This is a genomic window from Bordetella sp. FB-8, from assembly GCF_000382185.1.
Taxonomy (GTDB): domain Bacteria; phylum Pseudomonadota; class Gammaproteobacteria; order Burkholderiales; family Burkholderiaceae_B; genus Bordetella.
This window is the reverse complement of record NZ_KB907784.1, coordinates 1,490,575-1,514,475: the sequence shown is the minus strand read 5'-3', so window position 1 is coordinate 1,514,475 and position 23,901 is coordinate 1,490,575. Positions and strand designations below refer to the sequence as shown.

The window sequence follows — 23,901 nt, the reverse complement described above, 5'->3', positions numbered from 1 at the left end:
CCCTCTTGGACTCACTTTTTGAGCAAGTCGCGGATCTCGCGCAGCAGCGCCACGTCCTCGGGCGTGACGGGAGCAGGCGTGGGCGCCTCGTCCTTCTTGCGGGCTATGTTGATGCCCTTGACCATCCAGAAGATCACCAGGGCCAGCAGGACGAAGTTGATGATGATGGTGGCGAAGTTGCCCCAGGCCAGCACGTTGGCGCCGGCCTTGGTCAGGTCGGCATAGGTCATCGGGCCGGTGTATCCCTTGGGCATGGCGAGCACGATGAACTTGTTGGTGAAGTCCACCGATCCCCCCAGCACGAAGTTGATGATGGGCATGACGATGTCCTTGACCAGCGAATCGACGATCTTGCCGAAGGCCGCTCCGATGATCACGCCCACGGCCAGGTCGATGACACTGCCTTTGACGGCAAAAGCGCGAAATTCTTTGACAAAGCTCATTTTTATCCCCTTATGACGCAAGCCCATATTCGGTTTGAACAAACGGTTCCGGCCAGGCCGGTGGCTATGATACGCAGCCGCAATGGCGCCATTGTTACAAATCGCCACAACGCCTTGCCCGGACCACGCCTTGTGGCTTTCCGGAAACGCGCCTGCAGAAAAAAAGCTACACTAACTCCATAATCGGCTACGCGCCAGTGTCCCCATTTTTAGCGCGGATTCTGGGCTTTGCTCTTAAATACAAGGACTTACCCGCCATGATGGTGCTCTACTCCGGCACGACCTGCCCTTTTTCGCAACGCTGCCGCTTTGTGCTTTTCGAGAAAGGCATGGACTTCGAAATCCGGGATATCGACCTGTATAACAAGCCCGAAGACATTTCAGTCATGAACCCCTACGGTCAGGTGCCCATCCTGGTCGAGCGCGACCTGGTGCTGTACGAGTCCAACATCATCAACGAGTACATCGACGAGCGCTTTCCCCATCCGCAGCTGATGCCGGCCGACCCGGTCATGCGCGCGCGCACCCGCCTCTTCCTCTACAACTTCGAGAAAGAGCTGTTCGTGCATGTGTCCACCCTGGAAGACCGCAGCGCCAAGCCCGACGACAAGAAAATAGCGTTGGCGCGCCAGAACATCCGCGACCGCCTGGCCCAGCTCGCCCCCATCCTCATCAAGAACAAGTACATGCTGGGCGAGGAGTTCTCCATGCTCGATGTGGCCGTGGCCCCGCTGCTGTGGCGCCTGGACCACTACGGCATCGAACTGCCCAAGAACGCCGCCCCGATCCAGAAGTACGCCGAACGCATCTTCTCGCGGCCGGCCTACATCGAGGCGCTCACGCCGTCCGAAAAGGTCATGCGCCGCTAAACGGCATGCAAAACGTACACGCCATGGGCGAGACCTCGACCAAACCCTACATGATCCGTGCGCTGCACGAATGGTGTACCGACAACGGCTATACGCCCTACGTCACCGTGCATGTCGACGCGCACACCCTGGTGCCGCCGGCGCACGTGCGCGACGGGCAGATCACCCTGAACGTCGGCACACTGGCCACGCACAGCCTGGTGCTGGGCAACGAATTCATTGAATTCCAGGCCAGGTTCGGCGGAATCACCGAGAACGTCTCGGTGCCGATCGGGGCCGTCAGCGCCATCTACGCGCGTGAAACCGGCACCGGCATGGGTTTCGAGGTGCAGCCCTACGAGCCGGGCGAACGCCCGGCGTCCGTGCCGGTGGCGGAACCCGTGGCCTCTGCCCCCGGCGCCGCATCGCCGACCGATGGCGACGACACACCCAAGCGGCCGCGCTTGACCATCGTCAAATGAGACCGTTGCCGCGACGGCCTACCAACGCGCAGCACAATTCGCGCGTCTAATACAATCCCCGCCTCGCGCCATTCACGACGCGAGTCCATGCCGGTGTAGCTCAGTCGGTAGAGCAGCTCACTTGTAATGAGAAGGTCGAGGGTTCGATTCCTTTCACCGGCACCATTAAAATCAAGCACTTAGGCCAATTCTCCAGGTTGGCCTTTTGTTTTTCTGCGGTCATGTACCCCCTGTGTACCCCACAGCGGCAAATTTACCGGCAAGGTCGGTAGTTCGTGAATCGCCTCCGTTCGCCTGGATGGCTTTGCATGGGGTTGATTTCGTCGCTTGCCTCGCGCGCGCACACATACTGGTCTCACATCCACAAACGACGGGCACTCCACCCTTTTCCCGCGCGCGCGATGCTTGCGGAAAATTCACCCCTACAGCTTCGCCAGCAGCTCGCGGCCATACCGGATGAAGGCCCGAGCATCGCGCAGCGCCTCGCGCACTTCGCGCCCACGCATCCCATGCTTATACGCGCTTTGCCGGTTTTGCCTTGGTAACTCGCTTGGTGCTTACCACCCGCACGCGCTCAGCAGCTTCCAGGCGCACCACAGCGCGGCTGCCCGTGGCCTCGGCATAGCGGGCCAGTGTGCGCAGGGATGGCAGGCTGCGACCGCTCTCCATGCGCGCAATAGTCGATTGCGTGGTCTGCATCTTGTCGGCCAATTGTTCTTGCGTCAGGCCGGCGCGGGCACGGGCTGCGATAAGCTCGCGCGCAAGTTCAAATTCCGGCGCCTGCGCTTCGTACTCGGCTTTCACATCTGGATTAGCCAGCATGCGCTTTTTCAAAGTTGCAAGGCTGCTCATCGTTATTTCTCCTTCATGCGCGCATAGGCCGTCTCGATGGCTTGGTGAGGCGTTTTTTCTGTTTTCTTCACAAAGACATGCAGTACATGCAATTGCTGTCCGGTCATAGCAACGTAAATCGCGCGGGCAATGCCATCACGGCCCTTCATGCGTATTTCCCACAGCTTTCCCTCCAAGGGGCGAACATGGGGCATGCCGACGCGCTGCGGGCCAAACTCTTGCAGCATTTCTGCGATGTGCAGAAACCTGGCTTGCATGTCGCCTGGCAGTGCCAGCAGTTCCGCCTCTGCCTGAGGTAGGAGGGTGACTGTCTATGCCATTATTTTATCTCTTTTTTGCTATATCTGGTTATTGGCTTACTACCCGCAATCCAGGCTCGGCCTGTTCTGCGGGTTGCTCGATGCCAGCCTGTTCCAAAATCCAGGCTTCAATCTTGCCGTGCCACATGCGCAGCAGGTCCAGGGGGCGGCGCCGGTAGTGCTTCTCGGCTATGGCGCTGGGCTTATGGCCCATGATTTGGGCGCTGATGCCGGCCGGGCACTCTACCCATTCGGCCAGGGTGCCGAAGGAGCGGCGCAGGCCATGTATGGATAGGGCGGGCAGGCCGGCAGCAGTCAGCGCCTTGTTGTGGGCGATACGCGGTTCTTTCATCTGACCGTCCTTGGCCGTCTTGCTGGCGAATACCCAAGGCGACGGTTCCCATTACCACCCCGTCAGGCGTCGGTAATGCTCGGCTCAAAACGCCAGCGGTTTTATCTTCATGCGCTTCGCATTACGCGCCAGTACGTCATCGAGCGTTGCCATGCTCTTGGCCTTGGCGTCGAGTGCTGCCGCCAGGTGTAGCGCATCCCCCGCTCGCAGACTGCTGGCTACATCCAATGTCAGCACCGCAGCACGATGGAACGTGGGCGGCTCGACTGGCCGCAGTTGTAGGTCACTGGCGCAAAGTCGCTCGAACGCCTGCCATGCTGTCGCGCCCTGCTCGTCGGTAATCTGCCTCGTCCTCAGCTTGATACCCAAGGCGCTGGCAAATTCGGTCACACACCACGCAGCGGAAATAAGCTCGTCATCACAAGCGGCATACCACTTTGCCACGGCGGCGCTCTTCGGTTCGTTCACACACAGCGCGACCAGCACGCTGGTATCCACATACACCATCAGTAGCGCGCCCCATGTCGCAATTCTTCTATTACAGACTCGCCCATCGGCATGGCCGCTCGCATCCCTTCGAGGTCGCGGGCAAAAGCCTGGCGATTCCACTTGGCAGCTCGAATGCAAATGCCGCCGTCGATGGTCAGGCTGGCCTGCACCTGGTCTCCCTCCTTGATGCCCGCTTGGCGCACATAGTCGGCGGGAATGCGTAGGGCAAGGCTGTTGCCCCATTTAGCTATTTGCAGGTTCATATCCGCTCTCGAATTGATATACATTGATGTATATACATTAAAGCGCCTTATTTGACGGCTCGCAACCCCGATTCGGCCTGCTCCGCCTGAAACTCGATACCGGCCTGTCCAGTATCCAGCCCTCAATCTTGCCGTGCCACATGCGTAGCAGGTCCAGGGGGCGGCGCCGATAGTGCTTTTCAGCAATGGCGCTGGGCTTGTGGCCCATGATTTGGGCGCTGATGCCTGCCGGGCACTCCACCCATTCGGCCAGGGTGCCAAAGGAGCGGCGCAGGCCATGTATGGATAGGGCGGGCAGGCCAGCAGCGGCAAGCGCCTTGTTGTGGGCGATGCGCGGCTCTTTCATGCGGCCGTCTGCGGCGGTCTTGCTGGCGAATACCCAGGGCGACGGCCTCCATTCCTGCCCCTCGGGCTGGCCACGCAGGGCGCGCACGTTCGGGGGCATCTCGTTGATGCGCTGGAGGCCGCGCAGCAGGCTGGCGACATAAGGCGTCATGCCGATAGTGCGCTCGCCCTCTACCTTGTCCCGGATGGTCAGGCTCTGCCACTGGAAATCCACATCCTCCCAGCGCAGGCCTGCCAGCTCGTTGCGGCGCGCGCCCGTCAGCAGCAAGATTTGCAAGTAGGCCGACACGATACGGTTCAGCAGGGCGCGGACGGCAAAGGTCGGACGGGCATGGCCGTTCTTCTCCAACCATGCCGCCACAGCATCGCGAGTAATGCCCCGCAGGGGCAGCGCCAGCAGGGGGCGCAGAATGCCGGGGGGCTTGGTCGCGGCCATGCCGGCACGCCGCCCCCGTGTAATCGGGTCGCCCCCTTCGCGGGCCATTTCCTTGAGGTCGGCCGCGTACCTGTCGCTCCATCTGGGGGCGCGAGCTTGAATATAGGCATCCCAGGCATCTAAGGCAGGGGTCTTGCTGACGCGGGCCTTCCGGCGCTTTTCCTGGTCGGTGGCGGTCTGCTCGGCATCGCGCAGGATTGTCTGGTCTTTGTCCAGCGGGCAGGTGAATGCGGCCATATCGGATAAAGGCCCGTGCATCGCGCAATGCCTCGCGCACGTCGCACCCACGCATTCCATACTTATAGGCGTTGCCGCTCGATGCCGCCTTGCCTGCCTCAGTCTTGGGTCCGGTTGATTGCTCCCACGGTTTCCAGCGTCGTATCGCTTCGGCCTGCTTGGCTCGCCGCTCCGGTGTCCAGCCATTCGCCGTTGCTCTGCTCCAAAAGCACGCTTAACAGCTGACCGGGCAGGGCAGCCGACTTCGCCACCGCGGGTTTCTTCGCGCTTGTCATTCGCTCTCCCCTGGTTGCATCGCTTGCCGCGTGCGTGAAACGTGGTAAGCCGTCAAGACTGCATGCGCCACCATGTCCAAGGCTGCGCGAGCCTCCCCGTTTTTATCGGTCCAGGCCTTGGGCGTGAGCGCGCCTGACAGCGTCACGCTATCCCCGTCATCCAGCGCCAATAAGGCATCGCATACCGCATCGGCAAAGGCAATCACATTCACAATGAGCGGCGAGCCGTCACCTGCCGCTGCGCGCACCCTGGCAGTCACGTAGGCGCTGTCGTTCTTTCCCTCTCGGGCCTCGGCGTGGCCGTAGAGCCGGCCAGCTATTAGCGCGTCAATCATTATTCACCTCGCAGTTATTCACAGTGATTCACGGTTGTTGCAGCGACGGCCCGCCCGTGCCTGGATGCCTTCGCTTGTAACGAGACCCAAGCCTTGTTCGAAGACCAGCGAGTAGCCCGCTTCGCTAACATCGAATCGGTCGTCATGCGCAAACTCCAGTCGCTGCATGCTACGGCAGAGCTCGCTTTTTGCGTGTCCCGCCTGGCAACAGGCTGGAGGCATTAACGGGCGATCGCGCGGGTCAATACAGTATCTGCAAACGACCAATGGCGTGAGTGCTTCCGGTTCCAGGACGGTGGCGCGCTCAATACCGAGATCACCGATTACCCCTGACCGGAGTACCGCCAGGACCCGGCAAGTACCGCTTGCCACCCCGGGCGAAATGCTGCGCCATGACTGGCTGGAGCCGATGGGAATTTCGCAATACGCGCTGGCCAAGACCATCGACGCGCCGCTTCGGCGCATCAACGAGATTGTCAGGGGTGAACGCGCCATCTCGGCCGACACCGCCGTCAGGCTGGGCCTCTTTTTCGGCACCAACGCGCAAAGCTGGATGAACTTGCAGACGCATTACCATACGGGGAAGGCTCGGGAAAAAATCGGAGCGCCCAAGCTTGCCAAGATCCAGCGCCACGCTCTGGCCGCTTGATCCTGCGGAACTATATTGCCCTAGCCCCCAGCGCGGTCCGCGTGGGAGTACTTTTAGGGATATCTTGAAAATCGAAAATCTGTAACCCTAGAATTTATGAGGCTTCCCAGCCACAGTTTCAGTCCTTTCACAACCCAAATCGTCTTGGATCGTCTCAAGACCCGCGGAATAAGCGAGAGCCTGCCATGGCACTGACACCCCCGCTCGCAGACAAGATCCGCCGCATGCCCAAGGCGGAGCTGCACCTGCACATCGAAGGCACCCTGGAGCCGGAGCTGATCTTCGCTTTGGCCGGGCGCAACGGCGTGGCGCTGCCCTACGCGTCGGCCCAGGCCTTGCGCGAGGCGTACGCGTTCACCGACCTGCAATCCTTTCTCGACATCTATTACGCAGGCACGAGCGTGCTGCTCACGCAAGACGATTTCTACGACATGACACGCGCCTACGTGCGGCGTGCCGTGGCCGATCACGTGCGCCATGCCGAAATCTTCTTCGATCCGCAGACGCACACCGCGCGCGGCGTGCCAATCGCCACCGTCATCAACGGCATCGAGCGGGCGCTGGCCGAGGCCCAGGCCCAGCTCGGCTTCTCGAGCCGCCTGATCCTGTGCTTTCTGAGACACCGCACGCAAGAGGATGCACAGCGTACGCTCGAGGAAGCCCTGCCGTATTTCGATAGCCATGCGCATCGTCTGATCGGCGTCGGCCTCGATTCGTCCGAGCTGGGCCATCCACCGTCCAAGTTCGAGCGCGTGTTCGAGCGTTGCGGCGCGCTCGGCCTGCGCATCGTTGCGCACGCGGGCGAGGAAGGCCCGCCGGCCTACATCCACGAGGCGCTCGACATACTGCGCGTGGAACGCATCGACCACGGCGTGCGTGCGATCGAGGACGAGGCCCTGCTCGAACGCCTCGCGCGCGAGAAAATCGCGCTGACCGTCTGCCCGCTTTCGAACGTGCGCCTGAAGGTGTTCGACGACATGAGTCAGCACACGCTGCGCGAGCTGCTCAGGCGCGGCCTGACTGTCACGATCAACTCCGACGATCCGGCCTACTTCGGCGGCTACGTCAACGAGAACTACCTCGCCGCGTTCGACGCACTGGACATGACCGAGGAGGACGCCTACACGCTCGCTCGCCACAGCTTCGAGGCCTCGTTCATCGATGATGGCCATAAGCGCGCACTGATCGGCGAACTCGAGCGCTTTCGCGCCAATGCCGCCTGACCAGGCGGCCGCGCGTTCCAGCCCTTTCGCCCCTACGACCCCCGCTTGGCGTCCATGCGGCCCGTGCTGTCGCATTACCGCTCGCATTCCTTGAGGCAATCCAGGCGCCGCAGCATGGCGAATTTCTTCATGTTTTCCTACCCCCATGAGCGAAAACGGCAGATAGGCCGCATAAGGGCGATTTCCCAACCATGCTTCGTTCCGCGCCTTCACGCAGAAGCGCTTCAAATTATTACAAACCCAGGACCCTGGCAACGCAATGGAATGCCCCCGCCGCAACAAGTCCAAAAAAACCCTAGCCTCGGCTAGACTCGCCATTCCCCCCCAGCCCCGAGCCGCAACGACGGGCGTGCGCCAGCCGCTTGGACTTTGCCGCAACGGCATAGCGACTCAAGTCCACAGGCCGATTCCGCCGTCTGAAATCCCATGAGTAAACTCAGCCCACCGTCCACCCAGCGCTCGCGCCGCGGGACCATCCTGCTGGCGGTGATCGTCATCGCCCTGATCGCCGCGGCGGTCAGCCACCTGATCACAAAGCCCGCCCCCCGACGCGCGACGCCCGCACAGGTGGTGAGCGTGGCCAAGGCCATCACGGGCGACATGCCGGAAGTCATGAACGAGCTGGGCACCGTGACGCCGGTGGCGACGGTCACGGTATTGCCGCAATTGAGCGGCTTTCTGACCGAAGTGGGCTACCGGGAAGGTCAGGACGTCCAAAAAGGCCAGTTCCTGGCGCAGATCGACCCGCGCCAATACCTGATCGGCAAGCAGCAGGCCCAGGCCCAGCTGGCCAAGGACCTGGCCACGCTCGCGCAGGCGCGTTCCGATTTGGCCCGCTACACGCAGCTGTTCAAGCAAAAGTCCATTGCCGAGCAGACCTACGCGAACCAGCGCTTCACAGTTCAGCAGGACGAAGCCGCGGTGCAGGCCGACAAGGCCAGCATCGCGCAATACGACCTGGACCTGGACTACTGCCGCATCACCGCGCCCGTGTCGGGCCGCGTCGGCCTGCGGCTGGTCGATCCGGGCAACTATGTCAGCACGTCCACCACGACCGGCATCGCGGTCATTACCACGATCAAGCCGACCACGGTCGAATTCACCGTGCCGCAGAACGCGCTGGCGCGCGTCATCGAACGCTTCAACAGCGGCGACAAGCTGCCGGTGACCGCCTACAACAGCGACAACACCAAGAAGATCGCCACCGGCACGCTGTACGCCATCGGCAACCAGATGGCCACCAGCACCGGCACGGTCATGCTGCGCGCGCACTTCGACAACGACGACGAAGCACTCTTTCCGAACGAGTTCGTCAATGTGCAACTGCGGGTCGACACGCTGAAGAACACGGTGCTGGTGCCCACTCCCGCCGTGCAGAGCGGCGCGCCGGGCAACTATGTGTATGTGGTCAACGCGAACAATACGGTGACTTTGACCAAGGTCACGCCGGGGGCGAGCGACGGCAGGCTGACGGCCATCCTGGCCGGCTTGAAGGCCGGCGACAGAGTTGTCACGGACGGCCTGGACCGCCTGAGCGACGGCGCATCCGTGCGCGCGGCGGGTGCGGCCCCGCCGGCCGGGCAGGGCGCATCAAACGCGGCGCAGCAAGCCGCTGGCAATGCACAGGGATGATTGCGGCCACTGACCGATGAATATCTCCCGCCCGTTCATCCTGCGCCCGGTGGCAACGTCGCTGCTGATGATCGCCCTCGTGCTGATGGGCCTGGTCGCCGTGCGCTTTTTGCCCGTGTCTGCGCTGCCCGACGTCGACTATCCCACTATCCAGGTGCAAACCTTTTATCCCGGCGCCAGCCCGGACGTGATGGCCACCACGGTGACCGCGCCGCTCGAGGTGCAGCTTGGCCAGATCCCCGGCCTGCAGCAGATGACCTCGTACAGCTCGGACGGTGCGTCGGTCATCACGTTGCAATTCAGCCTGTCGCTGAACCTGGACATCGCGCAGCAGAATGTGCAGCGGGCCCTGAACGGCGCCAACAGCTATCTGCCCAGCGGGCTGCCAGCGCCGCCCACCTACGCCAAAGTCAACCCGGCCGACCAGCCCATCCTGACGCTGGCGATCACCTCCAAGTCGATGTCGCTCACGCAATTGCAGGATGTGGCGAACAACCGCATGGCGATGAAAATCTCGGAGGTGCCGGGCGTGGGCATCGTGACCGCGGCCGGCGGCAACGTGCCCGCAGTGCGCGTGGAGGCCGATCCGAAAAAACTCGCGGCCTACGGTCTGAGTCTGGACGATCTGCGCACCTTGCTGGCCAATGTCAACGTCAGCCAGCCCAAGGGCAACTTCGACGGCCCGGAACTGGACTACACCATCAACGGCAACGACCAGATCTCCGACCCCAAGGATTATCTGGACACGGTGATCGCTTACCAGAACGGCGCCCCCGTGCGCCTGGGCGATGTCGCGCGCGTGGTCAAGGGCGCGCAGGACAACGCGCTGGGCGCCTGGTACGACAGGCAGCCGGCCATCGTGCTCAATGTGCAGCGCCAGCCGGGCGCCAACGTGATCGCCACGGTCGACGAGATCAAGCGCCGTCTGCCCCAGCTCGAGGCGACGCTGCCGACCGACATGAAAGTGACGGTGGTGTCGGACAGCACCGGCGTGATCCGCGCCTCGGTGTCCGATGCCAGCTTCGAACTGCTGCTGTCGATCGCACTGGTAGTGGCGGTGATTTTCGTCTTCCTGCGCAATCTGCCCGCGACCATCATTCCCAGCATTTCGGTGCCCGTATCGCTGATCGGCACGCTGGCCATGATGTACGAACTGAATTATTCGATCGACAACCTCTCGCTCATGGCGCTGATCATCGCCACCGGCTTCGTCGTCGACGACTCGATCGTGATGATCGAGAACGTGGTGCGCTATCTCGAGGAGGGCATGACGCCGCTGGAGGCCGCGCTCAAAGGCGCCGGCCAGATCGGCTTCACCATCCTGTCGCTGACGGTTTCGCTGATCGCGGTATTGATCCCGCTGCTCTTCATGGGTGGCGTGATCGGGCGCCTGTTCAGCGAATTCGCTATCACGCTTTCAGTGACCATCGTGATCTCGGGCATCGTTTCCCTCACGCTGGTACCCATGATGTGCGCCCGCGTCATGCGCGCCCAGGCGCAGCGACAGCCCAGCCGCTTCGAGCGCCTCAGCGAGAAGGCCTTCGACAAGACGCTCGCGGCCTATGAGCGCGGCCTGGTCTGGGTGCTGGACCACCAGCGGCTGACCCTGGGCGTGGCGCTGCTCACGCTGGCGCTCACCGTCGGCCTGTATGTGTTCATCCCCAAAGGCCTGTTCCCTGTGCAGGACGTGGGGGTGCTGCAGGGCATCAGCGTGGCCGACGCATCGGTGTCGTACAAAGCCATGGTAGCGCGCCAAACCGCACTGGCCGACGTCATCCTGAAGGACCCGGACGTCGTGTCGCTGACTTCCTATGTGGGCGTGGACGGCACCAACCCGACGCTCAACAGCGCCCGCTTTTTGATCAATCTCAAGCCGCGCGACGACCGCTCGCTTACCGCCGCCCAGATCGCGCGGCGCCTACGCGAGCAAGTCCAGAACGTGCCCGGCATCCGACTCTACCTGCAGCCGGCGCAGTCGTTGACGCTGGACACGACCGTATCGGCCAACCAGTACCAGCTGGTGCTGCGTGGCCCCAATCAGCAGGCGTTCCAGCAATACGTGCCGGCGCTGCTGGAAAAAATGAAGCAGATCGGCTCGATCACCGACGTCACCAGCAACATGAACAACGACGGGCCGGCGATCAACGTCCAGGTCAACCGGCAGCTGGCCGCGCGCTTTGGCATCACGCCCGCCACCATCGACAATGCGCTGTACGATGCGCTCGGCCAGCGCATCGTTTCGACTATCTTCCAGCAGGCCAACCAATACCGCGTGATCCTGGTCGCCAAGCCCGAATCGCTACCCGATGTCGCCTCGCTGGGCAATATCTACCTGCCGAGCCAGACCGCCAGCAGCGGCCAGGTGCCCTTGAGCGCGCTGGCCAAGATCCAGATCGTCAAATCGCCACTGGTCATCAGCCACCTGGCCCAATTCCCGTCGGTGACGATCTCGTTCAACCTCGCGTCCGGTGCCTCGCTCTCGACCGCGGTGGACCAGATCAAGCGCGCCGAGCAGGCCAGCAATCTGCCCCTGTCGATCACCGCCGAATTCCAGGGTGCCACACAGGCCTTCGAGGATTCGCTCTCCAGCGAAATCTACCTGCTGATCGCAGCGCTGGTCACGGTGTACATCGTGTTGGGTGTGCTGTATGAGAGCTTCATCCATCCGGTGACCATCCTCTCGACCCTGCCGTCGGCCGGAATCGGCGCGCTGCTGACGCTGATGGTGGCCGGCAGCGACCTGGATGTGATCGGCATCATCGGCATTGTGCTGCTGATCGGCATCGTCAAGAAGAACGCCATCATGATCGTGGACTTCGCGCTCGATGCCGAGCGCAACCACGGCAAGGCGCCGCGCGAGGCCATCTTCGAAGCCTCGCTGCTGCGCTTTCGCCCCATCCTGATGACCACGCTGGCCGCCATGCTGGGCGCGCTACCCATGCTGCTAGGTACCGGCACCGGATCGGAACTGCGCCGGCCGCTGGGCCTGACCATCATCGGCGGCCTCGCGCTCAGCCAGTTGCTGACACTGTTCACCACGCCGGTAATCTACCTCTTCTTTGACCGCGCCGCGCTGCGCCTGCGCCGCAGATTCCATAGGAACGACGCGACGCCCGACGCCCGCCCCCCCCAGGACCCGCGATGAGCATCACAGGGGTCTTCATCCGCCGGCCGGTGGCGACCACGCTGCTGGCCATCGCCATCATGCTCTCCGGCCTGCTTGCGTTCTTCAAGCTGCCGGTCGCGCCCCTGCCCGACATCACCTTCCCGGTCGTGGTGGTGCAGGCCAGCATGGCGGGCGCGAGCCCCAGCACCATGGCCTCGACGGTGGCCGAGCCGCTGGAGCGGCGCCTAGCTGCCATTGCCGGCGTGAACGAGATGACCTCGACCAGCTACGTCGGTTCGTCGATGATCATCGTCCAGTTCGACCTGACCCGCGACATCAATGGCGCCGCGCGCGATGTTCAGGCTGCGATCCAGGCGGCGCGCGCCGACCTGCCCAGCACGCTGCGCAGCAACCCGACCTATCGCGAATACAACCCGGCCGATTCGCCCATCATGGTGCTCGCGCTGACCTCGGACACCCTGACCAAGGCACAGCTCTACGATTCGGCCGACTCCGTCATCCAGCAGCAGCTCTCGGCCATCGACGGCGTGGGTCAGATCACGCTGGGCGGCAGCGCATTGCCCAGCGTGCGGGTCGAATTGGAACCCAACCAGCTCAACCACTACGGCATCGGCCTGGAGGACGTGCGCGCGGCGATCAGCGCGGCCAATGCCAACAGCGCCAAAGGCCACCTGGACGTGGGCGATCAGCGCTACGAAGTGCTCTCCAACGACCAGATCAACAAGGCCGCGCCCTACCGTGACCTCGTGATCGCCTACCGCAACGGCGCGGCGGTCAAGCTGTCGGACGTGGCCAAGGTGATCGATTCGAACGAGAACATCCGCAACGCCGCCCTTTACAACGGCAAGCCTGCCGTGTTGGTCATCGTCTATCCGCTGCCCGGCGGCAACATCGTCAACACGGTCAAGCAGATCCGCGGCGTACTGCCGTCCATCGAGGCTCTGCTGCCCAGCGACATCCACGTAGGCGTGGCGATGGACCGCTCGGAATCGGTCAACGCGTCGGTCGACGAAACCGAGCGCACCCTCTTCATCGCAGTGCTGCTGGTGATCGGCGTGGTGTTTGTCTTTCTGCAGTCGCCGCGCGCGGTGCTGATACCGGCGGTGGCGTTGCCGATTTCGATCATCGGCACTTTCGGCCCCATGTATCTGCTGGGCTACAGCCTGGACAACCTGTCGCTGATGGCATTGACCATCGGCACGGGCTTCGTGGTCGACGATGCCGTGGTCGTGCTGGAGAACGTGGTGCGCCACATCGAAGAAGGCGTAAGTCCCTTCGAGGCAGCGCTCAAGGGCAGCGCGGAAGTCAGCTTCACCGTGATCTCGATGAGCCTGTCGCTCATCGCCGTGTTCCTGCCCATTTTGCTGATGCCGGGCGTGCTGGGCATGCTTTTCCACGAGTTCGCCGTCACGCTGTCGATCTCGATCCTGATCTCGCTCGTCGTCTCCCTCACTGTCACGCCGGCCATGTGCGCCTATGTGCTGCGCCGCGGGCGCGAAGACAAGCCGCCGGCGCGCTGGGCACGCTGGGTCGAATCCCTGTTCGAGCGCTTCAAAAACGCCTACGACCGCTCGCTCGCTCTCGCGCTGAACCACTCCCGGGCGGTGATCCTGGTGCTGATCGCCCTGGTGGTCGGCAACCTGTTCCTGATCCGGCTGCTGCCGGCCACCTTCTTTCCGGAGCAGGACACGGGCCTTCTGATCGGCCACATCATCGCGGACCAGAGCATCTCGTTTACGGCGATGCAGAAAAAGCTCGCGCAGCTGCAGCACGTCGTCCAGGAAGACCCCGCCGTGGCCTCCGTCGCGGGCTTTACCGGCGGGCGGGCGCTCAACTCAGCAATCGTCTTCATCCAACTCAAACCGCTGTCGGAACGCCGCGCTTCGGCCCAGCAGGTGGTCAACCGGCTGCGGCCCAAACTTGGGCAGGTGTCTGGCGCGCGCCTGTTCCTGCAGGCCCAGCAGGACCTGCGCATTGGCGGCCGCGAATCGGCGGCCGAGTACCAATACACGCTTACGGCCGACGACCCGGATACCATTTTCAAATGGACGCCCAAATTGGTCGACGAGCTCAATAAGCATCCGGACAAGCTGACCGATGTGAACTCCGATCTGCAACAACACGGGCTTGAGGTTTACCTGAACATCGATCGCGCCCTGGCGGCACGCTATGGCTTTAGGCCCAACCAGATCGACAACGTGCTGTACGACGCCTTTGGCCAGCGTGCGGTCTCGACGATCTATAACGCCCTGAACCAGTATTTCGTCGTAATGGAAGTCGCGCCGAAATACTGGCAGTACCCACAGATGATGGACCGCATTTTTCTCAGCACCGCGGCGGGCAATGTCAACGGAAGCGCGCAAACGCAGATGTCGAGCACACTGGTGCCCACCGCGGCCAAGGCCGCCGCGACGGCCGGCACCAGCACGAGAAATTCCGATGCCGCGGCCAATTCCGCGACCAACAGCATTTCCAACAGCAAGGGCAGCGCGTCCAGCGGCAGCGCCGACAGCACCGCGGCCGAGACCATGGTGCCGCTGTCGGCGATGTCGAGCTGGAGCACCCGCCACACGGCAACGCAGGTCAACCACCAGGGCGGCCTTGTGGCGGGCACGATTTCCTTCAATCTGCCGCCCGGCGGATCGCTGAGCGCGGCCAGCCAGACGATCGAACAGGCATTGCGCGACATCCGCGCGCCCACTTCTCTGCACGGCGCGTTCGCCGGCGCGGCGCAGTCGTTCGCGCAATCGATGGGAACCATTCCGCTTCTGATCGCCGCGGCGATCGGCGTGGTCTACCTGGTGCTAGGCATCCTGTACGAAAACACCGTCCACCCGCTGACGATTCTCTCCACGCTGCCCTCGGCTGGCATCGGCGCAACCCTGGCGCTCCTGGTGTTCGGCACGCCGTTCTCGGTGATCGCGCTGATCGGCATGATCCTGCTCATCGGCATCGTCAAGAAGAACGGCATCATGATGGTCGATGTGGCGATCCAGAAGCAGCGCAAGGAAGGACTGGACGCGCGCACGGCCATCCACCAGGCGGCCGTGCTGCGCCTGCGCCCGATCATGATGACCACCGCGGCAGCCGTGCTTGGCGCCGTTCCTCTGGCCGTGGGCCTGGGCCAGGGCGCATCGCTGCGCCAGCCGCTGGGGATCACGGTCATGGGCGGCCTGCTCCTGAGCCAGGTCTTCACGCTCTACACCACGCCGGTGATCTATCTTTACCTGGATCGCCTGCGCGCCCGGCTCGCAGCCTGGTCCGCACGCCTGCCCTGGCACCGGCACCTGAACACGAAAGCATGATGAACACAATGCCCTACGCAACGATCGCAACGGGACGCGCCATACGCGGCGCCATTGCCTTGGTGGCGTGCGCGCAGCTTTGCGCCTGCGCCGTCGGCCCTGATTACAGGCGGCCCGAGATTCCCGTTCCGGCCGCCTACAAGGAACTGCCCGGCTGGAAACAGGCCGACCCTGATGCCGCGCAGGCACCCAAGGGACAATGGTGGCTGGCCTTCCATGACCGGCTGCTGGACGAACTCGAACCGCAGGTGCAGGTCTCCAACCAGACGGTGCGCCAGAGCTACGCCAACTACCAGCAGGCGCTGGCCGAGGTGAAAGTCGCGCGCGGCGCGCTGTTCCCAACGCTGGGCCTGACAGGCTCGGCCACGCGGCAGCGCAGCTCCACCGCCTCGGGCGTATTCAATTCGGGCACGCTCGAAGGCAGCGCAAGCTGGGCCATCGACCTGTGGGGCAAGGTGCGGCGCTCGATCGAAGAAAACACGGCCACGGCGCAGGCGGACCAGGCTCTTCTGGCCAATGCCACGCTTTCCGAGCAGACCGCCCTGGCCACCGCGGTCATCGAACTGCGCACGACCGACGCCAACATCGACCTGCTGCGGCAAACCGTCGCGGCGGACCGGGAAGCGTTGCGTGTGGTCGAGAATCAAAACCGCGCCGGCACGACGGCGCCCTCCGACCTGATGACCGCGCGCGTGCAGCTCGAGAGCGCGCAATCGAGCCTGATCGCGCTCGGCGTGGCGCGCGCCCAATACGCGCATGCGATCGCGGTGCTGGTCGGCAAGAACCCGGAGGATCTGGACATCCCGCACGATCCCAGGCTGCCCGATCTGCCTCGGGTTCCCGTGGGCGTGCCATCGACGCTATTGCAGCGGCGCCCGGACATCGCGGTGGCCGAGCGCCAGATGGCGGCGCAGAATGCCGCCATCGGCGTGGCGGTGGCTGCGTACTATCCTGAAATTTCACTGTCTGCCCTGGACGGTTTCGCCCAATCCCCGCTCGCGGGCCTGCTGCACGCGGCCAGCCGCGTATGGTCGCTCGGCGCCAGCGCGAGCATGACGCTGTTCGATGGCGGCACGCGCAGCGCCACGGTGGACGCCGCACGCGCCGCCTACGATGCCTCGGTGGCGAACTACCGCGGCGTAGTGCTCAGCGCGTTCCAGGGCGTCGAGGACAATCTGTCCGGGCTGCGCATTCTGGCGCAGCAGGCACAGATCCTGAACCGCGCGGTGTCCGATTCGACCCAGGGCACGCAGATCGCCCTGAACGAATACCGCGCGGGGACGGTGGACTACACTACCGTCGCTGTGGCGCAGACGACCCAATTGAACAATCAGCAATCGCTGCTCAGCGTCGAGCAGCAGCGGCGTCTTACAACGGTTACGCTGATTGGAAACCTGGGAGGAGGCTGGTCGGAGAATGCGTTGCAAATCGCCTCACCCAGTACTAACCCCAATGCCAAACAATTGACGCCTAAACGATAGGCTCTATAAGATTTGCGACACACTGCGGCGTAGCAACTGCTACGCCTTTTTTATCCCTATCCGCCATCACGGAGCACGAACGCCATGCGCATTCGATCGACATTGAAACTCTCGGCCATGACCCTGGCCTTGGCCACCTCGGCCTATGCGGCCTCGGCCCAGGCCGCCGCCAAGGAGCATATCCTGCACTGGGCCTATCAAGGCGACGTGCAGTCCATGGACCCGATGTCGTTGAACGAATCCTTCACCCTGGGCTTTCAGGGCAATATGTACGAGTCCCTGTTCGGCTACGACAAGGATCTCAAGCTGGTGCCCCAACTGGCCACCAGCTGGGAAAACCCTGAGCCCAACAAGTGGATCATCCACCTGCGCAAAGGCGTGAAGTTCCACGACGGTTCGCCCTTCACCGCCGACGACGTGATCTTCTCCTGGAAGCGCAGCCTGACGCCCGGCTCGGACATGAAGGGCTACGGCGCCGAGGCTTCGGACGTCAAGAAGATCGACGACTACACGGTCGAGATCGATACCGCCTCGCCCCACCCCATCCTGCCGCGCGACTGGACTTTCCTCTACATGATGAGCAAGTCCTGGGCCGAGAAGAACAACACCACCCAGGCCACCGACGTCAAGAACGGCGCGGGCAACTATGCCAACATGCATGAAGACGGCACCGGCCCCTTCGTGATGGTCGATCGCGAGCCTGGCGTCAAGACCGTGCTCAAGCGTTTCCCCGGCTACTGGAACAAGAACATCAAGACCAACGTCGACGAGGTGGTGTTCCAGCCGATCACGCAGGAATCGACCCGCGTGGCGGCCCTGCTGTCGGGTGACATGGACATCGTTCAGCCGGTTCCCGTACAAGACTGGGACCGCCTGAAGAACACCAAGGGCATCAGGATCCTGAACCGCCCCGAGGACCGCGCCATCTTCATCGGTTTCGACCAGTTCCGCCCCGAACTGCTGTACTCGAACGTGAAGGGCAAGAACCCCTTCAAGGACAAGCGCGTGCGCGAGGCCTTCATCCTGGCGGTGGACACCAACGCCATCAACCAGAAGATCATGCGCGGCGCGGCCCACCCCCTGGGCACGCTGATCGCCACCTCGATCAACGGCTACGACCCGTCCTTCGGCGCGCCGTACAAGCCTGATCCCGCCAAGGCCAAGAAGCTGCTGGCCGAAGCCGGCTATCCCAACGGCTTCGAAGTGACGCTGGACTGCCCGAACGACCGCTACGTCAACGACGAAAAGATCTGCCAGGCCGTGGCCGGCATGCTGGCCAAGGTCGGCATCAAGATCGATCTGCTCGCCCAGACCAAGTCCAAGTACTTCGCCAAGGTGCTGCCGCAGGGCGGCAACATGACCAGCATGTACCTGCTCGGCTGGTCGCCCAGCTCGGTCGACGCCGACAACGTGCTGATCAATCTGGTCCACTGCCCGGACAAGACGGGTTACGGCCAGTTCAACTTCGGCCACTACTGCAACAAGAAGGTGGATGCGCTGGAATCGCAGATCGCCGCCGAGACCGACCAGACCAAGCGCAACGCGCTGATCAAGAAGGCCTTCATGATGGTCCACGACGACTACGCCTACATGACGCTGCACCAGCAACCGCTGTCCTGGGGCGTGAAGAGCTCGATCAAGGTTGACCAGCGTCCCGACGACGTGCTCGACCTGCGCAGCGTCGTGATGCCGTAATCACCCGGCGCACATGGGGCGGCCTGGGGCCGCCCCATGTTTTTGCCGCCGAACCGCCATCAGGCATGCCCCCCCGGGGCTGTCAAGCCGAAGGCGCGCCGCAAGGCATCTCTAAGGTATTCCGCACATGCTTTCCTTTATCGTGCGACGACTTTTGCAGTCGCTCCTGGTCATGTTGGTGGTCTCGCTGATCGCCTTTTCAATGTTCCGCTATGTCGGCGACCCGATCTCCGGCATGGTGGGCCAGGACACTTCCGAGCAGGATCGCGCAAAGCTGCGCGCCGAGCTGGGCCTGAACGATCCGTTCGTCGTGCAGTTCGCCCATTTCGTCGAACATGCCGCCCGGGGCGATTTCGGTGTCTCGTACCGCGAACGCCGGCCCGTCAGCCAGCTCCTGGCCGAGCGCTTTCCCGCCACGTTCGAGCTGTCCATGGTTTCCGCCATTCTGGCGCTGGTGCTGGGCATCCCCATGGGCATCTATACGGCGCTCAGGCGCCGCGGCATCGTGTCTCAGACGATCATGGGCGTCTCGCTGCTGGGCATTTCGCTGCCGACCTTCCTGGTCGGCATGCTGCTCATTCTGTTCTTCGGGGTCGAATTGCGCTGGCTGCCCACCTTCGGCCGCGGCGACGTGGTCACCCTCTTTGGCAACTGGACCACGGGGCTGCTCACCGTGTCGGGCCTGAAGGCCCTGATCATGCCGTCCATCACGCTGGCGCTCTTTCAGCTCACGCTCATCATGCGGCTGGTGCGCGCCGAGATGCTCGAAGTGATGCGCACCGACTTCATCAAGTTCGCCCGTGCGCGCGGCCTGCCCGAACGGCTGATCAACCTGCGCCATGCCCTGAAGAACACCCTGGTGCCGGTCATCACCATCACCGGCCTGCAGCTGGGCGGCGTCATTGCCTTCTCGATCATCACGGAGACCGTATTCCAGTGGCCCGGCGTGGGCCTGCTGTTCATCCAGGCCATCGGCAACGTCGACATTCCCATCATGTCGGCCTACCTGGTCCTGGTGGCCTTCATCTTCGTGGTTATCAACCTCATCGTCGACCTGCTGTACTTTGCCGTCGATCCTCGACTGCGCGTGCAAAGCAAGTAACAACAAGGACGCGCAATGACTTCCCGCATCAAGAGTTTCTTCGCCAAGCTGGCCGACAGCGACGTCTGGTACAGCTTCTGGCGCACACCCGCCGCCGTGATCGCAGCCGCGATCACGCTGGTCATCGTCCTGGCCGCGATCTTCGCGCCCATCGTATCGCCGCATAACCCGTTCGACCTGGCCTCGCTCAACATCATGGACGCCAACACGCCGCCCGCCTGGAGCGACGGCGGCAGCCGCGACTTCCTGCTGGGCACGGACGACCAGGGCCGCGACATCCTCTCGGCCATTTTCTACGGTTCGCGCGTGTCGCTGATCGTGGGCGGCGCCTCGGTGCTGTTCTCCATGGTGCTGGGCGTGGCCCTGGGCCTGATCAGCGGCTACGTCGGCGGACGCCTGGACAGCTTCATCATGCGCGTGGCCGACGTGCAGCTTTCTTTCCCGGCCATCCTGATCGCGCTGCTGGTCGACGGCGTGGCGCGCGGCATCCTGCCGCGCGACATGCAGGAATCCATGTCGCTGTATGTGCTGATCTTCTCCATCGGCATCTCGGGCTGGGTGCAATATGCGCGCACGGTGCGCGGCTCGACCATGGTCGAGCGCAACAAGGAGTACGTGCAGGCGGCCAAGCTGATCGGCATCGGCCCGCTCACCATCCTGCGCCGCCACATCCTGCCCAACGTGACCGGTCCGGTACTGGTGATCGCCACCATCCACCTGGCGGTGGCCATCATCACCGAAGCCACGCTGTCCTTCCTGGGGGTGGGCATTCCGCCCACCACGCCCTCGCTGGGCACCTTGATCCGCATCGGCGACAGCTACCTGTTCTCAGGCGAATGGTGGATCTCGATCTTCCCCGGCGTGGCACTCGTCATCCTGGTCCTGGCGGTCAACCTGCTGGGCGACTGGCTGCGCGACGCCCTCAACCCCAAACTGCGTTGAGGAAGACACCGCCATGGCTCTGCTCGACATACAAGACATCCGCATCGAATTTCCCAGCCGCCGCGGCACCCGCATCGCGGTCGACGGCATCACGCTCGAACTGAACAAGGGCGAGATCCTGGGCGTGGTCGGCGAATCCGGTGCCGGCAAATCCACCATCGGCAACGCCGTCATCGGCCTGCTGGAAGCGCCTGGCCGCCTGGCCGGTGGCCAGGTCCTGCTCGACGGAAAGCGTATCGACACCCTGCCCGAAGCGGAAAAGCGCAAGGTGCGCGGCCGCCGCGTCGGCATGATCTTCCAGGACCCGCTCACCTCACTCGATCCGCTGCAGACGGTGGAAAGCCAGCTGGTCGAAACCATGCAGGTCCACCTGGACATCACGTACCAGCAGGCCTGCAAGCGCGCGGTGGAACTGCTCACGCAAGTGGGCATCCATCAGCCGGAACTGCGCGTCAAGCAATATCCGCACCAGTTCTCGGGCGGCATGCGCCAGCGCGTGGTGATCGCGCTCGCGCTGTGCTGCGAACCCGAAGTCATCATCGCCGACGAACCCACCACCGCGCTGGACGTGTCAATCCAGGCGCAGATCCTCGATCTGCTGCGCAAGCTGTGCCGCGAAAAACAGGTGGGCATGATCATCATCACGCACGACATGGGCGTGATCGCCGACGTGACCGACCGCGTGGCGGTGCTCTATCGTGGCAAGCTCATGGAGCAGGGTCCGACGGCCAAGATCCTGGGCAATCCCGACCATCCGTACACCCGCAGCCTGATCTCGGCCGTGCCGCGCCCGGATATCAAGCTCAAGCGCTTCCCGATGGTGACCTACATCGAGGACGTCAAGACCACGACGCAGATCGACGTGGCCACGCACTGGCTGGGCCAGGCCCGCAAGGATTTCGCGCGCAAGGACAAGGACAGCCAGGGCCCGTTGGTGCAGGTGCGCGACCTGGGCCTGCGCTTCATGCTGCGCAATGCCTTTCTCGAACGCAACCGCCGCACGCTCGATGCGGTCAAGCAGGTCAACCTGGAAATCCCCGAAGGCGAGGTCTTCGGCCTGGTGGGCGAGTCGGGCTCGGGCAAGTCCACTATGGCGCGCCTGATCTCGGGCCTGTACAAGCCCACCGGCGGCGCGGTGCTGTTCGACGGCACCGACATCAACCAGCTCAAGAGCGAGCGGGCGCTCAACCCCATCCGGCGCCAGATCCAGATGGTCTTTCAGGACCCGTATTCCTCGGTCAACCCGCGCATGCGGGTGCTGGACATCATTGCCGAGCCCATCCGCTTTCACAAGCTGGCCGCGAACGAAGACCAGGTGCGCCGCATCGTCGGCGACCTGCTCGACGTAGTGGGGCTGGGCGGGCAGGCCGCCAGCCGCTTTCCGCATGAGTTCTCCGGCGGCCAGCGCCAGCGCATCGCCATTGCCCGCGCGCTCGCCACGCGGCCGCGCTTCCTGATCTGCGACGAACCCACCTCGGCGCTGGACGTGTCCATCCAGGCGCAGATCCTCAATCTGCTCAAGGACCTGCAGGAGCAGTTGCACCTGACCATGCTCTTCATCAGCCACGACCTGCCCGTGATCCGCCAGATGTGCGACCGCGTGGGCGTGATGCGCCATGGCGAGCTGCTGGAGGTCGCGGAAACGGAAACGCTGTTCACCGCGCCCAAACACGAATATACCCAGCATCTGCTGGGTTTGATGCCTCGCCTGCAAGTGATGTCGCAAGAGGGGCTGGAGATCGCGCAATGAAATCCGATACCCTGCTTTTTACCGGCGGCCGCGTCTTCGACGGCCTGGGCAAGATCCTGGACGGTCATGCCGTGCTGGTCCAAGACGGGCTGGTCGCCCGTGTCGCCCCGGAGGGCGAGTTCCACGGCTACGCCGGCCGCAAGGTGGCCAGCGCCGGGATGACGCTGATGCCCGGCCTGGGCGACTGCCACGTTCACTTGGTCTACACCGGCGGAGCCGACCCTAACGGCATCATCAGCAAGCAGTCCCCGGGCGAGATCACCCTGACGGCCCTGGAGAATGCCCAGACCGCGCTCAGGGGCGGCATCACCGCGGTACGCGACTGCGGCGGCAAGGACTACCTCGAATTCGCCGTGCGCAACGCCATCGCGCGCGGCGTATTCATGGGTCCCACCATCCGGGCCGCCGGCCGCATGATCTGCATGACGGGCGGCCACGGCAACCGTATGGGCCGCGTGGCCGACGGCGTCGAGGACGTGATCCGGGCCGTGCGCGAACAGGTGCACGCGGGCTGCGACCTGGTCAAAATCATGGCCACCGGCGGCGTGATGACACCGGGCGTCAACCCCATGGACGCGCACTACACTGCCGAGGAAATGCGCGCGGGCCTGCACGAGGCCAAGCGCTTTCACAAAAGCACGGCCAGCCATGCGCAGGGCACCGAAGGCATCCTGAACGCCGTGCGCGGCGGCGTGGATTCAGTCGAGCACGGCATCTACATGGACGAGGAGTGCCTGCGCGAAATGCTCGAGCGCCAGACCTATCTGGTGCCGACCATCGCCGCTCTGAAGAACATCCTGGACAATGCCGACCGGGGCATCCCGCCCTACGCGGTGGAAAAGGCCCGCAACGTGGCCGAGCGCCACCGCGAATCGTTCAAGATGTACTACAAAGCGGGCGGGCGTATCGCCCTGGGCACCGACGCCGGCACCCCCTATAACCTGCACGGCGAGAACGCGATGGAACTGGCCTTCATGGTCGAGTTCGGCATGACACCGGTCGATGCCCTGATCGCCGGCACGTCCCGCGCGCACGACCTCATGGGCCTGATCAACGCCGGGCGCATCCTGCAAGGCGCGCAGGCCGACCTGCTGCTGGTCAAGGGCGACCCCACGCAAGACATCGCCTGCGCCGCCCAACGCGCCAACCATATTGCCGTATTCAAAGGCGGCGTACTGGCCGCAGGCAAGCTGCCGGCGTAATGCGCCAACGCCCGATTGCTTGAGCCGCCTGCGACAAAATTGCGCATGGCCGCCTCGGCGATTCAAGCATCGGGCGCTTTGCCGGCACCCAAGTTCGCCGATCGGTTACACTAGCGGCGTGCCTCTCCAATCGGCAC

The 23,901-nt window shown here is 63.5% G+C and carries 21 protein-coding genes, 1 tRNA gene and 2 pseudogenes; 15 read left to right on the top strand and 9 right to left on the bottom strand.

Annotation, left to right across the window (positions count from 1 at the left end; all coding sequences use genetic code 11):
• Window positions 1-11 precede the first annotated feature (11 nt).
• Window positions 12-443 carry a large conductance mechanosensitive channel protein MscL gene (mscL, locus tag H143_RS0107240; RefSeq protein ID WP_019937562.1) on the bottom strand — a complete coding sequence of 144 codons (432 nt, stop codon included), beginning with the start codon at window positions 441-443 and terminating at the stop codon, window positions 12-14.
• A gap of 257 nt (window positions 444-700) precedes the next feature.
• On the opposite strand from mscL, the gene H143_RS0107235 reads away from it, so the two are divergent.
• The 3 genes from H143_RS0107235 to H143_RS0107225 all read left to right on the top strand — a co-directional run bounded on the left by H143_RS0107235 (window position 701) and on the right by H143_RS0107225 (window position 1,938).
• Window positions 701-1,312 (top strand): glutathione S-transferase N-terminal domain-containing protein, encoded by a 612-nt coding sequence (locus tag H143_RS0107235; RefSeq protein ID WP_019937561.1) that lies wholly within the window; start codon window positions 701-703, stop codon window positions 1,310-1,312.
• Between the two features lie 23 nt (window positions 1,313-1,335).
• Entirely contained in the window at window positions 1,336-1,773 is a 438-nt protein-coding gene (locus H143_RS0107230) for a ClpXP protease specificity-enhancing factor (protein WP_019937560.1), read from the top strand.
• 89 nt (window positions 1,774-1,862) lie between these two features.
• Window positions 1,863-1,938 (top strand) — tRNA-Thr (locus tag H143_RS0107225).
• Between the two features lie 348 nt (window positions 1,939-2,286).
• On the opposite strand, the gene H143_RS20180 is transcribed toward H143_RS0107225, so the two are convergent.
• From H143_RS20180 to H143_RS0107180, 8 genes and pseudogenes are all read right to left on the bottom strand, one after another.
• The gene (locus H143_RS20180) at window positions 2,287-2,625 is read right to left on the bottom strand and encodes a helix-turn-helix transcriptional regulator (protein ID WP_019937559.1); all 339 of its coding nucleotides are present in this window, start codon (window positions 2,623-2,625) and stop codon (window positions 2,287-2,289) included.
• Window positions 2,626-2,627: 2 nt separating this feature from the next.
• Complete coding sequence (locus tag H143_RS0107210; protein WP_255345345.1) at window positions 2,628-2,894, bottom strand: type II toxin-antitoxin system RelE/ParE family toxin; 267 nt, start codon at window positions 2,892-2,894, stop codon at window positions 2,628-2,630.
• Window positions 2,895-2,973: 79 nt separating this feature from the next.
• Window positions 2,974-3,327 (bottom strand): annotated as a pseudogene (locus tag H143_RS20175) (preprotein translocase); the annotation flags it as partial.
• 33 nt (window positions 3,328-3,360) lie between these two features.
• Window positions 3,361-3,783 carry a type II toxin-antitoxin system VapC family toxin gene (locus H143_RS0107200; protein ID WP_019937557.1) on the bottom strand — a complete coding sequence of 141 codons (423 nt, stop codon included), beginning with the start codon at window positions 3,781-3,783 and terminating at the stop codon, window positions 3,361-3,363.
• Complete coding sequence (locus H143_RS20170; RefSeq protein ID WP_019937556.1) at window positions 3,783-4,028, bottom strand: AbrB/MazE/SpoVT family DNA-binding domain-containing protein; 246 nt, start codon at window positions 4,026-4,028, stop codon at window positions 3,783-3,785. The genes H143_RS0107200 and H143_RS20170 overlap by 1 nt, the downstream gene beginning before the upstream one ends.
• Before the next feature lie 37 nt (window positions 4,029-4,065).
• Entirely contained in the window at window positions 4,066-5,046 is a 981-nt protein-coding gene (locus H143_RS21365; RefSeq protein WP_051094378.1) for a tyrosine-type recombinase/integrase, read from the bottom strand.
• A gap of 98 nt (window positions 5,047-5,144) precedes the next feature.
• On the bottom strand, window positions 5,145-5,321 hold the full coding sequence (locus tag H143_RS22655) for a hypothetical protein (protein WP_019937555.1): 177 nt from the start codon (window positions 5,319-5,321) through the stop codon (window positions 5,145-5,147).
• Window positions 5,318-5,656 (bottom strand): single-stranded DNA-binding protein, encoded by a 339-nt coding sequence (locus H143_RS0107180; protein WP_019937554.1) that lies wholly within the window; start codon window positions 5,654-5,656, stop codon window positions 5,318-5,320. Before H143_RS0107180 ends, H143_RS22655 begins: the two co-directional genes overlap by 4 nt.
• Window positions 5,657-5,716: 60 nt before the next feature.
• On the opposite strand from H143_RS0107180, the pseudogene H143_RS22910 reads away from it, so the two are divergent.
• From H143_RS22910 to H143_RS0107120, 12 genes and pseudogenes are all read left to right on the top strand, one after another.
• A pseudogene (locus H143_RS22910) lies at window positions 5,717-5,989 on the top strand (type II toxin-antitoxin system RelE/ParE family toxin).
• Complete coding sequence (locus H143_RS0107170) at window positions 5,979-6,305, top strand: HigA family addiction module antitoxin (RefSeq protein ID WP_026349814.1); 327 nt, start codon at window positions 5,979-5,981, stop codon at window positions 6,303-6,305. Before H143_RS22910 ends, H143_RS0107170 begins: the two are co-directional and overlap by 11 nt.
• Before the next feature lie 191 nt (window positions 6,306-6,496).
• Entirely contained in the window at window positions 6,497-7,528 is a 1,032-nt protein-coding gene (locus H143_RS0107165) for an adenosine deaminase (protein ID WP_026349813.1), read from the top strand.
• A gap of 426 nt (window positions 7,529-7,954) precedes the next feature.
• Window positions 7,955-9,160, top strand: a complete 1,206-nt coding sequence (locus H143_RS0107160; protein WP_019937550.1) for an efflux RND transporter periplasmic adaptor subunit — start codon at window positions 7,955-7,957, stop codon at window positions 9,158-9,160.
• A 16-nt stretch (window positions 9,161-9,176) separates the two neighbouring features.
• Entirely contained in the window at window positions 9,177-12,305 is a 3,129-nt protein-coding gene (locus H143_RS0107155) for an efflux RND transporter permease subunit (protein WP_019937549.1), read from the top strand.
• Window positions 12,302-15,592, top strand: a complete 3,291-nt coding sequence (locus tag H143_RS0107150; protein ID WP_019937548.1) for an efflux RND transporter permease subunit — start codon at window positions 12,302-12,304, stop codon at window positions 15,590-15,592. The genes H143_RS0107155 and H143_RS0107150 overlap by 4 nt, the downstream gene beginning before the upstream one ends.
• Window positions 15,589-17,073, top strand: coding sequence for an efflux transporter outer membrane subunit (locus H143_RS0107145; RefSeq protein WP_019937547.1), 1,485 nt, complete (start codon window positions 15,589-15,591; stop codon window positions 17,071-17,073). The genes H143_RS0107150 and H143_RS0107145 overlap by 4 nt, the downstream gene beginning before the upstream one ends.
• Before the next feature lie 84 nt (window positions 17,074-17,157).
• Complete coding sequence (locus H143_RS0107140; protein WP_026349812.1) at window positions 17,158-18,768, top strand: ABC transporter substrate-binding protein; 1,611 nt, start codon at window positions 17,158-17,160, stop codon at window positions 18,766-18,768.
• 127 nt (window positions 18,769-18,895) lie between these two features.
• The gene (locus H143_RS0107135) at window positions 18,896-19,870 is read left to right on the top strand and encodes an ABC transporter permease (protein ID WP_019937545.1); all 975 of its coding nucleotides are present in this window, start codon (window positions 18,896-18,898) and stop codon (window positions 19,868-19,870) included.
• Between the two features lie 15 nt (window positions 19,871-19,885).
• On the top strand, window positions 19,886-20,812 hold the full coding sequence (locus H143_RS0107130) for an ABC transporter permease (protein ID WP_019937544.1): 927 nt from the start codon (window positions 19,886-19,888) through the stop codon (window positions 20,810-20,812).
• Window positions 20,813-20,825: 13 nt separating this feature from the next.
• Window positions 20,826-22,562, top strand: a complete 1,737-nt coding sequence (locus tag H143_RS0107125; RefSeq protein WP_019937543.1) for an ABC transporter ATP-binding protein — start codon at window positions 20,826-20,828, stop codon at window positions 22,560-22,562.
• Entirely contained in the window at window positions 22,559-23,764 is a 1,206-nt protein-coding gene (locus H143_RS0107120; protein ID WP_019937542.1) for an amidohydrolase family protein, read from the top strand. The genes H143_RS0107125 and H143_RS0107120 overlap by 4 nt, the downstream gene beginning before the upstream one ends.
• The last annotated feature ends 137 nt before the right edge of the window (window positions 23,765-23,901 follow it).